The following is a 14571-nucleotide window of genomic DNA, read 5'->3' on the forward strand; positions in this document are numbered from 1 at the left end:
GCACCCGCGCCCTCAGACATGCTTAGAGTCCGCGAAATCTTGCCGGGACGCCCGTATCGATGATCCTTACCTGTCCGTCGTGCCAGAGCCGCTATGTCGTGCCGGACAGCGCGATCGGCCCCACCGGACGAAAGGTTCGCTGCGCCAACTGCCGCTACAGCTGGTTCCAGGAACCCACGCCGCTGGAGCTCAGGCCGGAACGCGAACAGGCGTCATCGCCACCGGTCGCTCCGCCGCAGAGACCGGATCCCGAGCCCCCGATCCCCGCTCCCGCCGCTGTCGAGGCTCCTCCGCCACCGGTCGAGGAGGCGCCCGCCAGACGCCCTCGGCGCAATCCGGCCAGGCTGTGGACCATCGCTGCAATTGTCGCGGCGGCGCTGATGCTGGCGGCCGTCTTCGCGATCCAGAAGTGGGGGCTGCCGCAGATCGGCAATGTCGGCATCCCGATCCAGGGCAGCCATGCGTTGACGATCCAGAACCAGAGTGCGGACCGCCGGCGCCTCGAGAGCGGCAACGAACTGCTCGAGGTCCGGGGAGAGATCGTGAACCAGACCGAGGAGATCCAGCGCGTGCCCCAGATCCGCGCGGAACTCAGGGACGCTCAGGGCCGGGTCATCTACGCCTGGTCGATCGCGCCTCCCGTGTCTCGGCTTCAGCCTCGGGCTCGGGTGACATTCAACAGCGCGAATGTCGACGTTCCACGCGGCGGTGCGAACGTCAAACTCGAGTTCGGACCCGGAACCTGATCCGATTTCAAGTTCTAGAAGGCGCCTGAACCTCCTCGTTCAAGCGACTCGGGCTTCCTCAGCACCCAGGCAAGCCGTCCGAATTGCAGCACCGCGCAGACCAGCATCCCGATCCCGGCTGCAAGGGCAAGTCCTTCTGCTGACCAGCCTGATTCGACGAGCAGCCATCCCAGCCCCCCGGTCACGACAAAGAACCCGACGATTCCGTTGAGAGCGGCCCAGACCTGTTCTCCGATCGAGCGAAGAGCGGATCCGAAGACATATTGAAGGCCGTCGAAAATCAGGAAGGCGCCCATGATCGACAACATGGTTGCCGCGAGCGCAAGGACCTGGGGATCGTCCGAAAAGGGCCAGACTAGATAAGGCGAGGCAAGGACGAGCAGCACCGACCCGAAGCCAAGGATCAGTGCCGTCAGGCCGCCGGCTATCATCGCCCGGGTCCAGGCCGCCTCCGGCTCACCGGCGCCGATCGCATTGCCGACTCGGACGCCCGCCGCGGAGCCCAAACCCATCGAGCAGGCGAAGGCAATGTTGTGCACCGCCAGCATCGCCTGGAAGGCTCCCGCGGCGGCAAAGCCCAGTTGGGTGGACAGCGCCATCAGCCAGGCGAAGCCCGCCAGCTCCAGGCTGGCCCCGATCGCGGGCATCAGGCCGAATCGCGCGAGCCTCGGAACACCTCCAAGCGCTCGGCGAATCGCCTCCGGCGACCAGTCGCGCACGCGGCGCGGCCCCGCCCGCGGCAACCGCCAGATCAGCACAATCATCAGGACGGCTCCAGCCGCGGAGGCGGTGGCGGTGGCATAAGCGGCGCCAACCGCGCCCAGTTCAGGCAGGCCTAGATGGCCGTCGACCCATGCCCAGGCGAGCAGCGCGTTCAGGGGAAGCATGGAAAGATTGACCGCCATCACCCGCTTCGGACGGGCGATTCCTTCCAGAAAGAATGAGCTGGCGGCGAGCACGAACTGGAAGGGAAAGGCGAGCGCCATGGCTTCGACGACCTCGGCCCCAGGAGTCAGCAGGCTCGGTTCGACACCAACCGTGTCGAGCAGTTCATAGGCTGCCAGTCCGAGTATGGCTGCAACGATCAGCCCGAGCGTCACCGCGAGGATCAGTCCTGAGCGCATCACGTCGCCGGTTTCTGCGAGACTGCCGGCTCCGTCGGCGCGCGCGGTAAAGACCAGGATGCCGGTGAGCCCCGCGAAGCCGAGGACGATGGCAAGGAAGGTGAGAGTCCGGCTGGCGGCAAAGGCGGCGAGTTCCGCAGTCCCGTACTGACCGACGACGACGACGTCGATCATGTGCATCAGGGTCCAGTTGAGACTTGTCAGCATGATCGGCCAAGCCAGGCCCATAATGCGCCTCGCCTCGGCGGCGATCTCTGCCCGGTTGTAGCGCATCGCCGCCGTCGATAGACCGACAATATGAGGATCGGAATACTCACCGGCGGCGGCGATGTGCCGGGGCTCAATCCCTGCATCCGCTCGGTCGTCCTTTCGGCCGACGATCTCGGCTGGGATGTGATCGGCTTCAGGCGCGGCTGGGAAGGGGTGATGGCGATCGACCCGCTGGACCCCGAAAGCATCGCGTCCAACTCGATACCGCTCAGCCGCGAAAGCGTGCGGGGGATCGACCGGATGGGCGGCACGATCCTGCACACCTCCCGCCGCGATCCGCGAACCCACAAGGACGGGGACAAGACGCGCCATGTGCTTCACGTTCTCGAGCGACTCGGGGTCGACGCGATGATCACCTTGGGCGGGGACGGAACGCTCCGATTCTCCGCCCACTTGGCGGCTCAGGGGGTGCCGGTCATTTCCATTCCCAAGACGATGGACAATGACGTTTTCGGGACGGACTATTGCATCGGCTTTTCCACCGCGGTCAGCCGATCCGTGGAAGCGATCAACGCGCTTCGCACCACGATCGAAAGTCACGAGCGGATCGGGGTCGTCGAGCTGTTCGGTCGGCGCAGCGGCGAAACCGCTCTGCTGGCGGGCTTTCTCGCGCAGGTGGATCGCACCATCATCGCCGAAGTGCCGGCGGATCTCGACGTGCTCCTGCCTTTGCTCGCGGAGGACAAGGCGTCCAATCCGGCGCGCTATGCGATCAGCGTCATATCCGAAGGGGCAAGGATCAAGGGCGAGGAAGCGGGAGCCGAAGGCGATATCGCCAAGTCGGCGATCCACCGTCAGGATCTGGGCGTGGGTCAGAGGCTCGGCCGAGCCATCACCGAGCGGCTCGGAAGCGGCGCGGTCGTCCAGGAACTGGCCTATCTGATGCGCGCCGGAGAGCCCGACGCCATGGACCGGATGGTCGGCTTCGCCTTTGGCGGCCTTGCCGTCCAGCTGCTCCAGCGCGGCGAAAAGGCGCGGATGGTCGCCCTCGCCGACGGCAATTACAGCCATGTGCCGGCCGACACCCTGCTCCAGGGCTGCAAGGCCGTCGACGTGAGCTCGCTCTACGATCGGCCCACTTATCGGGCGCGCTTGATCCGAGTCGAAGGTATGCCCATGTTCCTGTACTGAGAGGCGTTGCCTGGCGGCGATTCCGTTGCTAGACGCGCCGCTCCTACCGGCCCGGTCCTTCCGGGCGATCACGTGCGGTCGTGGCGGAACTGGTAGACGCGCAGCGTTGAGGTCGCTGTGGCCGAAAGGCCGTGGAAGTTCGAGTCTTCTCGACCGCACCATGATTTGCTCGCCATGCTCTCCGGGCATGGCTCGAAGCCAGGCACTCGCAGCCTGCTTTCTCCGCGATTTGCCTTTTCGGTCCGAATCGGGAAAGCTCCGGCTCGAAGGAGCCGCGGATGACCTTGTCCGTCCTTGCCGCCGCGACCTTGACGGCGGCTTCGCCGGTCGGGTTCGTGGATCAGCCCTGCACCGATCCTCGGCTCGAAGCGGTAGCACGCTGTGGGAGGATCGAAGTCCCCGAAGATCGGGCGATTCCGTCCGGTCGAACTCTGGCCCTCAACATCATCATCCTTCCCGCCGACTCGGCACGGCCCGATCTGCCCCCGCTGTTCGATTTGGAAGGGGGCCCCGGACTTCCGGCGACCAAGAATGCCGGCTTCTATCTGACGGCAGGTGCCGGCTACCGCGCCCGCCGGCCGATCATTCTTCTCGATCAACGCGGAACCGGCGGATCCAATCCGCTCGACTGCCCGGAGCTTGACGATAGCGCGGATCCGTATCGCGAGATGTTGCCGGTGGCTGCGGTCATCGCTTGCCGCGATCGACTGGCCGGCCGGGCGTCGCTGGAATCCTACGGAACCGACGATGCGGTTCAGGACCTGGAAGCCGTCCGCACCGCCCTGGGCTTCGAACAGATCGACCTGTTCGCCCTGTCCTATGGAACGATGGTTGCGCTGAGATACATGACCGAGTTCCCCGCCAGGGTAAGAGCGGCCGTCCTGATGGGGACGGCGCCCCCCGAAGCGATGCCGCCCCGACTTCACGCGCCGGCCGGGGAACGGGCGCTTCGACTGCTGTTCGAGGATTGCGCCGCCGACGAGCCTTGTCGTCGCCGATTCCCGACGCCGGCTGCGGATCTCGAACGGGCTCTTGAGCGGTCGGAGGTCGAGGGACGGATTCCTCGGCAGGTCTTTGCCGAGAAGCTTCGAAGCCTGCTCTATTCACCGGCCGGCGCACGCCAGATCCCGTGGTTGCTCAGCCGAGCCGCCATTGGCGATTTCGAGCCGTTCCGAGAGGCGACTCGACCCCGAGAGTCGCTGCCTTATTCCGACGGGATGTTTCTGTCGGTCACTTGCGCGGAAGGCATCGGACTGCTCGACTATGAAGTGGCAGCGGCAGCGGCCCGGGAAACGACTTTCGGCGACTATCGTCTTCGGCGGCAGCGAGAGGCCTGCAACCACTGGCCGTCGGGTCGAGCCGCGCCCACCCATCTTGCCCCCGTCAAATCGGAGGCGGCGATCCTGATGATCTCGGGCCATCTGGATCCCGTCACCCCGCCGGAGTGGGCCGATCGGCTGCTCCCGTCCCTGCCCAATGCCCACCACTGGGTGATCCGTCATGGCGGTCATATTCTCGACGGTCTTCAGGGCATCGACAGCTGCCTCGATCCGTTGCTGATCCGATTTTACGAGACGGCAGACCCGGCCGGACTCGACTCCCGTTGCCTCGGCGCCTTGCAGCCGCCGCCCTTTCGCCTCGGACCCTCCTGAGCTGCACAGCCGGCAAGGTTGCAAGGCTGCGTCCTTGGGCCTTCCCTCGCCCCCAAGCCCCACTCGCAGCATTCACGATTTCAGGATCCGAGTCGCGCCAGACGACTTTCCCGATCGCCGCCCTATGGCCCGGTTCGAAGGCGGCCGTCGCTGCGGCCGAGGCCGGAGTAAGGCCGTGTTAATGCGCCTGCTGCTTCTTGTGGGCATGCGCTGCTCCCCCTATCGCTAGGCCTCGATGGCGAGTTCTTCCCCTTCCCGCCTCAAGCGGGTTCTCATCACCAGCTTGAAAACATCGCTCTACCTGCTTTTCGTGGGTCTGGTGGCGCTTGGGGTTGCCGTGGCGGTCGCCGTGAGTCAGCTCCCCAGCTATGGCGAACTCGTCCGGCGCGACGATCTTGGCCAGATGATCCGGGTCCGCGCGGCCGATGGAACCGTGATCCATTCGATCGGTCCAAGCTTCGGCGAATGGCTTCGCTACGAACAGATCCCGCCGATCATGCGTGACGCCATGGTGGCGGTCGAGGATCGGCGCTTCCGCTCTCATCCCGGAGTAGACCCGATCGGAATCGCCCGCGGCATCTGGGTGAGCCTTACCCGAAACGATCAGGTTCGGGGCGTCTCGACCATCTCGCAGCAATTGGCGCGCAACATTTTCCTCACCAATGATCGCAGCCTCGGCCGCAAGGTGCGGGAGGGTATCCTCGCCCTGGCACTGGAGTGGCGCTACTCCAAGGATCAGATCCTCGAACTCTATCTCAACCGGGTATATTTTGGCGGCGGCGCCTATGGAATCGATGCCGCGTCCCGCCGCTTCTTCGGCCATTCGGCCACTCAGATGAGCGTCGGCGAGGCGGCGATCATCGCCGGCCTAGTCAAGGCACCCTCCAATTATTCGCCAACGGCCGATGCGGAGGCGGCACGTAGCCGAGCCGGTGTGGTTCTCGACCTCATGGTGCGCAATGGCGCGATCAGCCGCGCGGAGGCGGCCGCCGCCGACCCGGAGAGCGTCGAACTGGTTCGAACGGCCGAACGGCAGAACAGCACCCGCTATTTCACCGATTGGGTTCTGCCCCAGCTCGACATGATGATCGACGAGACGGTTGCCCCGATCGACGTCTGGACGACCATCGACCTTGGCATGCAGACTGCCGCCGACAGGGCGATCAACGCCAATGTTCCGAACGGCGCCCAAGGTGCGCTGGTCTCGCTTGATCGCGATGGGGCGGTGCGCGCGATGGTGGGCGGACGGGACTATGTCAGCTCGATCTACAATCGCGCGACCCAAGCCACCCGCCAGCCGGGATCGGCGTTCAAGCTCTTCGTCTATCTCGCGGCGATCGAATCAGGCTTCACCCCCACCACCGCCGTCCAGGACGCACCGATCACCGTTGGTGGGTGGAGCCCACGCAACGATAACGGCCGCAATATCGGGACGGTTTCCCTCCGCGCCGCCTTCGCCTTGTCAATCAACACCGTCGCCGTCAGGCTGGCCCAAGAAGTCGGCACCCGGACCGTCGCCGACATGGCCCAAAGGTTCGGTATCACCACTCGAGTCAGCACCAACCCGTCGATGGCGCTGGGAACGTCGGAAGTCCGGCTGATCGACATGACTCGCGCCTATGCGGCGGTTGCGCGCGGCGGAGTTGCCGTGACTCCCTATGGCGTGCGGCGGGTGACGACCGCCGACGGGACCTTGCTCTACCAGCACGAATCCGACGAATCCCGCGTCCTGGTAGCGCCCTGGGTGGCCGCACACATGACCGATCTCCTCCAGTCGGTGGTGGCGAGCGGTACCGGACGGGCCGCGGCGTTGGGGCGCCCGACGGCAGGAAAGACCGGAACGACGAGTTCGAACAAGGATGGCTGGTTCATCGGCTTCTCCAGCGGCCTCACCACGGGCGTCTGGATGGGGCGCGACGACAATCGCGCGCTTCCAGGGCTCGCCGGGGGACGCGCTCCGGCCCGCGCCTTCCACGATTACATGGTCCGCGCCGTGGCCGATCGTCCGGCGGAGCCGTTCGCAACCGAAGTCGCAGCGCCCGACTGGCAAGTCGAACCCGACGAAGACGTCTGGTTCGCTCCACCCGATGACGGTCCGATCGTCGATCCGGACGGCAACCCGCTCGAGCCTGCGACACCTTATCATGACGAGAGCATCGGTCCGCCGGAGCGACAGCGTGAGGATCCAGGCGAGGAGAAGCCGGACCCCGGGCGGATCGATCGCGAATGGCTCGACCGTGCGCTCAACCGCCCCCGGCCACCGGAGCGGGAGCCGCCACCCCCCCGCCGGGAGCGGGAGCGCGAACAGGGTCGGGACTTTGGAAGCGAGGAGATCGGCTTCTAGCCCGCGCGTCGCCCAACCTGATGAAGCCGCGCACCGTTCCGCCGGAGCCAAAGTCGGGCCGGGTCGGCGCTCTCTCCCAACAATTCATCCACCAGAGCGTGAAACTCCGCGCCATGATTCATGTGGACGAGATGCGCCACTTCGTGCGCCACGGTCGCGCGTCGAACGAAATCCGGCGCAAGGATCAGCCGCCAGCTGAAGGCGATGGTTCCGGAACTCGAACAACTGCCCCACCGCGATGTCGGGTCGCCGATCCGGACCCTCGACGGCTTGACGTCAATCTTGGCAGCAAATTCGTAAGTTTCCTGCTCAAGCAGTAGCCGCGCTTGGGACCTGAGCCAACGAAGCACCCGGCTTTCAACCGTATCGGCGGGCCCGCCGAGGCGAATCCGTTCGTCCTGCCGTTCGACGCGCCTGGGCCGTTCGGCGCTCCAGTCAATCTGGTGCACTTCTCCCCGGAACGGGACGGCTGTGTTGGGGCCGATCGGCGCCTCGGCCGGAATCGACGCCAGGGTGGTTTGGATCCAGTCGCTGTGTCCGGCCGCCCAGGCGAGCGCGCGTTTCTGCGACATTCGTCTTGGGACCGTCAGCAGAACCGCTCGCCGGCGGGAATCGACCCGAAGCCTGATCCGCTTTGCGCGTGGGGAGATCCTAACCGTCACCGGAACCCCGGCTATGGTCGGTTCAGAGCTCACGATCCACCATATGATGTTCGAGCTCGCCCGCCTCGTCCTCGGAGATGGTCCAGCCGCGCACCGACATGCCTTGGCGATGGACCTCCTCGCGATCTCCGCAGATGAGATAGTGCCAGTCAGGCAAGGGCTTGCCTTCCTGGCGCCGCCGATAGGCGCAGGTCGAGGGCAGCCAGTCGATCTCGGCGACGCTCTTCGAGTCGAGCCTCACGCAATCCGGAACGAAGACTCGGCGCAGCTTGTAATTGCTGCAGCGGCAGGTCCTTCTGTCGAGCAGACGGCAGGCGACATTGGTCGGATGGAGTTCAAGTGTGACCTCGTCCTCCAGCTTGTGCAGGCAGCATTTGCCGCAACCGTCGCACAGCGCTTCCCACTCCTGACGGTTCAGCTCATCGAGCGGCAGTTCCCAGAACCGCTCCCTCATCTCACCCAGCGATCCAGCTCCGCCAGCGCTGCGTCCACGCCCTGGTCGTGGGGCAGGATGGCGAGCGGCTGTCCTTGCGGGTCGTAGAGAACGATTATCCGCTGGTGATCGACGAGATACTGGTCAGCCGGAGCTCCTGGCTCCGGATCGCGCCGATCATAATAGACACGGAACGCCCGGGCCACCTGAGCAATCTCTTCTTCGCTTCCAGTCAGGCCGATCAAGCGGGGATGAAAATTGGCGACATAGTCGCGCATGACCTGGGGCGTGTCGCGAGCCGGATCGACGGTTATGAAGATCGGCTGGACCTTCTGCGCCCGTTCGGGGGCATTCTCTTCGAATCGGCGCATGACCGCCCCGATGGTCTGGAGATCGGTGGGACAGACGTCCGGGCAGGATGCGAAGCCGAAATAGATGATCCGATACTTGCCGGCGAAATCCGTGTCGCTGACCCGCCGGCCATGATGGTCGGTGAGCGTGAAGGGCCCGCCCATGGATGCGCCGGCGAGCGGGGGAGTTCCGGGATCGTTCTGACAGGCGCCAATCAGCAGCGCGATCAGCAAGCCGATCCACCCGAAACGAAATGCGGGACTTTCATTCATGACAGGGGCAGCCTTGCTTTGCTAAGGCGCGCCAATCAAGGCCTCTCTCAAAATGCGGGTGAAATCGGGAAAATGAGCGGGATCGACAAGCGCGGGATACTGGCCGCGGCGGCGCTGGCGGTGATCGCAACTCCGGTTCTTGCCCAGAATATGGGCTTCTCCGAAGCTTATAATTTCCTCAAGGCCGTCCGGGCCCGCGACGGCAACACGGTCGAGTCGATCGTTTCCAACCCGAGCTCGACGGCGATCAACGCTCGCGATCCGGCTACCGGCGAAGGTGCGCTGCATATCGTCGTTCGGGGCCGGGATACGAACTGGCTGGTTTTCCTGCTCGGCAAGGGCGCGCGTCCCGACATCCAGGCCAACGATGGCACCACTCCGCTGATCCTGGCGGCGCAGATTGGCTGGCGCGATGGCGCTGAGCAGCTGCTGGCTCGCGGCGCCAGTCCCAACATGGCCAATAATCGCGGCGAGACCCCGCTGATCTTCGCGGTCCAGCGGCTGGACCTGCCGATGGTGCGGCTGCTCGTGAATCAGGGAGCCGACCCGAATCAGACCGACAATGTGGTCGGAAATTCCGCGATCGACTATGCCCGGCAGGAGCGGCGCGCGGCCGCGATCCTGCGCGTGCTAGAGGCTGGCCCTCGCACCAGCCGCCAATAGGGGCTCAATCGAGGCCGGCCAGGCCCGGATCCAGGTCCCCCGCCAGGCGCCGGGCCGCTCGGCGCGCGAAGCGGAGGGTTTCGGCCTTGCGCCGCGCGGCAGCCATCGGCCGGCACGCCGCTTCCCGGATCAGCTCGGCATCATAGCGGTCGGCGACGATCAACCCCGCGCAGTCACGCCCAAAGCCCTCGCCTTCGAACGGATCCAGTGCGAACCCGCTTGGAACGGCCCAATAAAAGCGATCACAATAATCGAGATAGCCGGGCCACTTCTGGTCTCCCAACAAGTCCGCGCGCGAAACCTTGATCTCGACGATCACCAACTGACCCTTCGGATCGATCGCCATCAGGTCCGCCCGTCGGCCGTTCGGAAGCGGCACCTCGCACAGTGCGAAAATGTCGGCGCGAAAGAATAGCCGAGACACGCCTCTCGCTACGTCCCGAGCGAGAAGCGGCAAATCGTCGAAGCAGGCGTTTCGGTTCGAGTCGGGGAGGGAAGCCATGGCCCGCAGGCTAGAATGAAACGAGAACAAGTGCAAAGGGGCAAAGGAAAGGCCCGCTCTCCGGGCACTGGAGAGCGGGCCGGTCCCACCGCTATTCGCGAGGTCAGCGGTAGAAGATGTGATTCCCGACGGTGGCGACGCGGGTCAGGCGCCAGCCGGGGCGAACATGGCGCGCATGAAAGAAAAGCGCCCGCGGGGCTGCGCCGTCGGCAAGGTCTTCCATGGCCACTCGAGCGATCGCAACCGCGGTGCGCCACTGGGCATTGTTCGGCGGCTCCGGAATATAGCCTCGCCGAACGAAGGAGAATTGACTGGGCTGGCGGACAACGCCGCAGATGGTGGAGGGGAATCGCCCGGAACGGGCGCGGTTGATGATGACCTCCGCCACGGTGAGCTGCCCGGACAGCGGCTCGCCCTTGGATTCGAAATAGACGGCCCGAGCCAGGCATTCGGCCTCTTCGTCGGGAGTCTCGCTGGAAGCGAAGTCCTGCACCAGTTCGCTCAGCGAGCGCGTTTCGGGACGATCGTGAAGCTCGTCGGCTCCGCCGGGCGCCGGAAGCGCCGGGGCCATGGCGTGAACAGCGACCGGAGTGCTGGCCTCGAAGGCGCTGTTGGGTCGTACCTGATCGTCGAGGGCATTGACCCCCAATTCCGCGCTCTGGAGCGCGACGCTGGCATGTTCGATATAGGGGATGGCCGGGCCGCTTTCGGCCTCCGATGCCATGGAAGGGGCCGCGAAGCCGGCGGCCGTGCACAAGGAAAAGGCAGCCGCGGACAAGGCCGCGACGCGGAAGGAAACTCGCATTGAAACTCAGTTCATTGCGGCTGACGGGTCCGCTGGCGCGCGCAGACTGCGCCGCCGGGATCGCCCTCCGTCTCGCGTGCCGTCCTGCTCATCCTGAGCAGATAGCGGACGGCCCCGCTCCTACGCTTGAAGTGCTGCAGCCCGGCTAGCGGCTGAGATCAGGAACCGTCAATCGAACGCGTTCATTTCAGCGGCGAACCGTTCGGTCGACGCGATATCCAGTTCCAAAATCCACAAATCGGGATCGATCCGCCGCCGCTTTTCGAGGAACTTTCCAAGTTCCTGGTCGTTTTCAAAGGTTTGTGGCGATTCCCGCCAGGCGTAGCTTCCATCTGCGCCCATGACCCTCTCAAAAAACCGCGGCGATTCAGACCTTTGGGTCAGAATCACGGCCACCGCCCCTGCGGTCGAATCGCCTTTGGCGAGAACCGCACCGAAGCCGCCTTCCGACTCGGCGCGCCGAAGCAGAGCCGAAACGAGGACCGAGCTGGCAAGGCGCGGTGGCATCAGCCGGTCCGATATCCTGCAAGGCTGGACAATGGGATGTGCGAGCGCATGAAGGTGCCGGTGCCACGGGCCGCTTCCTCGCCGTCGGGAAGGACGAGCCGCGCTTCCGCGACGAAGACCCGCCTCTTGCCGCTTATCCATCTCCCCTCGGCGACCACCGGCCCCGACTTCAGCGGTCTGGTGAAGTTGAGGTTGAAGGCCGTCGTGAGCAGGAATCGATCGCTGACGAGGCTGTTGCAGGCATAGAAGGCCGCATCGTCCATCATCTTGAAGTAGAGCGTGCCGTGGGCGGCACCCGCGGCATGATAAAGCTCCGGCTGGACCGCGAACCGGATCCGTGCGACTCCCGCTTCCTCGATCTCGAGTTCCGAATCGAACAACCGGCAAATCGGTGCGCTCTGGTAGAGCGACTCCAGCGCTCGGAAATGGGCAATTTCTCCGGCCGCTTCAGGCGGCATTCCGGGCTTCCTCGCCGGCCAGAAGCGCGAACAGGGCATCCTTCGAGCGAGCGCCGCGCAGCTTCGCGAGGATCTGTCGGTCGCGGAAGGTACGACTGATGCTGGCCAAGGCCTTGAGGTGATCGGCGCCTGCATCGGTCGGTGACAACAGCAGGAAGACGAGATCGACGGGCAGGCTGTCCACTGCCTGATAGTCGATCGGCGCAGACAGGCGCGCAAAATAGCCGAAGACCTGTTCCAGACCCTCGATCTTGCCGTGCGGAATGGCGGTACCCCCGCCAAAGCCGGTCGAGCCGAGCTTCTCGCGTTCATTGAGCGCCGCGACGATCTGCTTCGTCGGCAGCCCAGTGAGCCGTGAAGCGGCTGCGCCGAGCTGCTGGAACAACGCCTTCTTGTTCGCGACGGAGAGGTCGGAATCCACCGCCTCGACCGTCAGTATTTCCGGGAGTTCGCTCATTGATGCACCGGCAGGGCCCTGGGCCCGTTACGAGATAGGAAGAAAGCGGGCGGTAAGGCTAGTCGCGCTGCGGCTCGACCCAACCGATCGTCCCGTCGCCCCGACGATAGACCATGTTGAAATTGCCCGTTCCGCTGTTGCGGAAAAGGAGCGCGTTGGTGTTGCGCAGATCGAGCAGCATGACGGCATCCGACACGGTGGCCGTGGGAACGTCGACTCGAGTCTCGGCGACGATGGGAGGGTTTTCGGCCGGCTCCTCTTCCTCCGGCGCCGTCGCGAACACCGTATAAGCGGCATCGACGGTCTCGACTCGTGCCTCGGCATGGGCACTCTGCGCATGCCGATCCTTGAGCCGGCGCTTGTATCGTCTCAGCTGCTTCTCGATCCGCTCGGCCGCCTGGTCGAAGGCGGCATGCGCGTCGGCAGCGGCGCCATGTCCCTTCAAAACCACGCCCTGGGGTACGTGAGCGACGATATCGCAGGTGAAGCTTCGGTCGTAGGGACCCTTCCCGAAAGTCACCTGCGCCGAGATGGCCCGGGAAAAGAACTTCTCGGCAATGCCGTTCAGTCGTTGGTCGACATGGGTGCGTAGCGCCTCGCCGGTATCGATCTGATGACCAGAGACACGGATGTCCATTGCCTTCTCCGCTTAGCCCCCGCCGCGCGGATTAGGCCCCACGCCAGCCGGCCGTCAACCGCGGCCGTCCAGACGATTCCAGATCGGATCGGTGATCTTGGCCAGAAAAGCGGCGTGCCGTTCCAGCTCTTCGTCGGTCGGAGCATGGGGCCTGGGCGGGCGGATGGTCGCAACGATCGTCGCTTCGCTCGAGGGCATCGAACCGACCGGCTCCGCCTCGCGCTCGATGACTTCAGCGACCAGGGTAAGGCCGATCTGCCGCCCGCCGGTGAGCTCGACATAGACCTGGGCGAGGAGCTGGGCATCGATCAGCGCGCCGTGCTTCACCCGAAGCGACCGGTCGACCCCGAAGCGCGTACACAGGGCATCGAGACTGTGCTTCGCCCCAGGGAATTTCTGCCGCGCCAGCGGCAGAGTGTCGATCATCCTTGAGGTACAGACGACCGGACGGCCACATTGGGCGAGTTCGTGGTTGATGAAGCAAAAGTCGAAGGTGGCATTGTGCGCCACCAGCGGCGAGTCGCCGATGAATTCGATCAGGTCCTCGCACACGTCCCCAAACAGGGGTTTGTCCGAAAGGAACCGATCGGAAAGTCCGTGCACCGCTTCCGCCTCGCTTGGCATCGGGCGCTGGGGGTTGAAATAGGAATGGAAGGTCCGGCCGGTTTCCACCCGGTTGACCAGCTCGACACAGCCGATTTCCACCAGCCGGTCGCCGTTCTGCGGATTGAGCCCTGTGGTTTCCGTGTCGAAAACGATCTCTCGCATTCCGCCTCTATGAATCGCTGCCTTGCCTCAGACAAGCGACGATGCGGCGAACCGAATCCCTTGTTTCGTCCAGTGAACAATCGGTGGGAATGACAAAGTCGGCCCGCTTGCGCTTTTCCGAGTCGGGCATCTGGTGGGAAAGGATGCGGAGAAACTTCTCCGGAGTCATTCCCGGCCGCGCCAAGGTCCGGAGTCGCTGGATTTCGGGATCGGCGGAGACCACCGCGATCTTGTCGACCCGCTCGGCGCCGCCTCGCTCGAACAGCAAGGGAATGTCGAGCACGACGAGCGGCTCGCCGTCGTGGCGAGCGAGAAAGGCTTCGCGTTCCCGAGCAACCGCGGGATGAACCAGAGCTTCGAGTCGAGCGAGCGCTTCGGGCTCGCCCAGCACCCGTTCCGCCAGCGCGTTGCGGTTCACGCCGGAGGCTCCGGTCGTGCCCGGAAAGCAGGCTTCTATTTCGGCCACAAGCTCGCCTTCCGGGCCCTGCAGCCGATGAACCACCGCGTCCGCATCGAAAACGGGCACATCCTCGTCGGCGAACATCCGCGCCACCGTCGATTTGCCCATGCCGATGGAACCGGTGAGGCCGAGAATCCTGGTCATTGCTCGAGCAGCTCCCGGATCTCCGGATCGCACGCTTGCGGTGGAGGTGCTCCGAAGAAGTGGCGGAAGGAGATTGCCGCCTGCGGAATCAGCATGGAACAGCCCATTGATGGTTCGAAGCCCCCTTCGGTCTTGCCGTCCTGATCAGATCGGTTTCGAGGGCACATAGACCAAGTCGTAGACGA

17 protein-coding genes and 1 tRNA gene are annotated in these 14571 nt (G+C 64.8%); 6 read left to right on the forward strand and 12 right to left on the reverse strand.

Annotated features, from left to right (window positions below):
* Positions 1-59: 59 nt before the first annotated feature.
* Positions 60-746 (forward strand): zinc-ribbon domain-containing protein, encoded by a 687-nt coding sequence (locus ACRYLT_RS04815; protein ID WP_482662970.1) that lies wholly within the window; start codon positions 60-62, stop codon positions 744-746.
* A gap of 14 nt (positions 747-760) precedes the next feature.
* On the opposite strand, the gene ACRYLT_RS04820 is transcribed toward ACRYLT_RS04815, so the two are convergent.
* Positions 761-2143: an MATE family efflux transporter gene (locus ACRYLT_RS04820; RefSeq protein WP_482662971.1), complete on the reverse strand. Its 1383-nt coding sequence runs from the start codon at positions 2141-2143 to the stop codon at positions 761-763.
* Between the two features lie 24 nt (positions 2144-2167).
* Between ACRYLT_RS04820 and ACRYLT_RS04825 the strand changes: the two genes are divergently transcribed.
* From ACRYLT_RS04825 to ACRYLT_RS04840, 4 genes are all read left to right on the forward strand, one after another.
* The gene (locus ACRYLT_RS04825; protein WP_482662972.1) at positions 2168-3271 is read left to right on the forward strand and encodes a 6-phosphofructokinase; all 1104 of its coding nucleotides are present in this window, start codon (positions 2168-2170) and stop codon (positions 3269-3271) included.
* A 74-nt stretch (positions 3272-3345) separates the two neighbouring features.
* Positions 3346-3432: transfer RNA gene (locus ACRYLT_RS04830), tRNA-Leu, on the forward strand.
* A 117-nt stretch (positions 3433-3549) separates the two neighbouring features.
* Positions 3550-4923: an alpha/beta hydrolase gene (locus ACRYLT_RS04835; RefSeq protein WP_482662973.1), complete on the forward strand. Its 1374-nt coding sequence runs from the start codon at positions 3550-3552 to the stop codon at positions 4921-4923.
* A 235-nt stretch (positions 4924-5158) separates the two neighbouring features.
* Positions 5159-7267: a transglycosylase domain-containing protein gene (locus ACRYLT_RS04840; protein WP_482662974.1), complete on the forward strand. Its 2109-nt coding sequence runs from the start codon at positions 5159-5161 to the stop codon at positions 7265-7267.
* Here ACRYLT_RS04840 and ACRYLT_RS04845 read toward each other — a convergent pair.
* Genes ACRYLT_RS04845 through ACRYLT_RS04855 form a run of 3 tightly spaced genes read right to left on the reverse strand, consistent with a single transcriptional unit; the run spans position 7264 to position 8985 of the window.
* Positions 7264-7962 (reverse strand): M48 family metallopeptidase, encoded by a 699-nt coding sequence (locus ACRYLT_RS04845; protein ID WP_482662975.1) that lies wholly within the window; start codon positions 7960-7962, stop codon positions 7264-7266. The two genes, ACRYLT_RS04840 and ACRYLT_RS04845, sit on opposite strands and share 4 nt — an antisense overlap.
* On the reverse strand, positions 7952-8383 hold the full coding sequence (locus ACRYLT_RS04850) for a YcgN family cysteine cluster protein (RefSeq protein ID WP_482662976.1): 432 nt from the start codon (positions 8381-8383) through the stop codon (positions 7952-7954). Before ACRYLT_RS04850 ends, ACRYLT_RS04845 begins: the two co-directional genes overlap by 11 nt.
* Positions 8380-8985, reverse strand: a complete 606-nt coding sequence (locus tag ACRYLT_RS04855) for an SCO family protein (protein WP_482662977.1) — start codon at positions 8983-8985, stop codon at positions 8380-8382. Before ACRYLT_RS04855 ends, ACRYLT_RS04850 begins: the two co-directional genes overlap by 4 nt.
* Positions 8986-9057: 72 nt before the next feature.
* Here ACRYLT_RS04855 and ACRYLT_RS04860 point away from each other — a divergent pair, with 72 nt between their 5' ends.
* A complete protein-coding gene (locus tag ACRYLT_RS04860; protein WP_482662978.1) occupies positions 9058-9648 on the forward strand; it encodes an ankyrin repeat domain-containing protein in 591 nt (196 codons plus the stop codon).
* A gap of 4 nt (positions 9649-9652) precedes the next feature.
* On the opposite strand, the gene ACRYLT_RS04865 is transcribed toward ACRYLT_RS04860, so the two are convergent.
* From ACRYLT_RS04865 to coaE, 8 genes are all read right to left on the reverse strand, one after another.
* Positions 9653-10150, reverse strand: coding sequence for an MmcB family DNA repair protein (locus ACRYLT_RS04865; RefSeq protein ID WP_482662979.1), 498 nt, complete (start codon positions 10148-10150; stop codon positions 9653-9655).
* A 103-nt stretch (positions 10151-10253) separates the two neighbouring features.
* On the reverse strand, positions 10254-10955 hold the full coding sequence (locus ACRYLT_RS04870; protein ID WP_482662980.1) for a cell wall hydrolase: 702 nt from the start codon (positions 10953-10955) through the stop codon (positions 10254-10256).
* A 168-nt stretch (positions 10956-11123) separates the two neighbouring features.
* The gene (locus ACRYLT_RS04875; protein ID WP_482662981.1) at positions 11124-11462 is read right to left on the reverse strand and encodes a DUF1491 family protein; all 339 of its coding nucleotides are present in this window, start codon (positions 11460-11462) and stop codon (positions 11124-11126) included.
* On the reverse strand, positions 11462-11920 hold the full coding sequence (locus ACRYLT_RS04880; protein WP_482662982.1) for a PaaI family thioesterase: 459 nt from the start codon (positions 11918-11920) through the stop codon (positions 11462-11464). The genes ACRYLT_RS04875 and ACRYLT_RS04880 overlap by 1 nt, the downstream gene beginning before the upstream one ends.
* The gene (locus ACRYLT_RS04885) at positions 11910-12377 is read right to left on the reverse strand and encodes a PTS sugar transporter subunit IIA (protein WP_482662983.1); all 468 of its coding nucleotides are present in this window, start codon (positions 12375-12377) and stop codon (positions 11910-11912) included. Before ACRYLT_RS04885 ends, ACRYLT_RS04880 begins: the two co-directional genes overlap by 11 nt.
* Before the next feature lie 58 nt (positions 12378-12435).
* The gene (gene hpf, locus ACRYLT_RS04890; protein WP_482662984.1) at positions 12436-13014 is read right to left on the reverse strand and encodes a ribosome hibernation-promoting factor, HPF/YfiA family; all 579 of its coding nucleotides are present in this window, start codon (positions 13012-13014) and stop codon (positions 12436-12438) included.
* Between the two features lie 54 nt (positions 13015-13068).
* A complete protein-coding gene (gene dnaQ / locus ACRYLT_RS04895; protein WP_482662985.1) occupies positions 13069-13782 on the reverse strand; it encodes a DNA polymerase III subunit epsilon in 714 nt (237 codons plus the stop codon).
* A 7-nt stretch (positions 13783-13789) separates the two neighbouring features.
* Complete coding sequence (gene coaE / locus ACRYLT_RS04900) at positions 13790-14386, reverse strand: dephospho-CoA kinase (RefSeq protein ID WP_482662986.1); 597 nt, start codon at positions 14384-14386, stop codon at positions 13790-13792.
* Positions 14387-14571: the final 185 nt, after the last annotated feature.

This window comes from Sphingosinicella sp. SM1-17 (assembly GCF_056821765.1).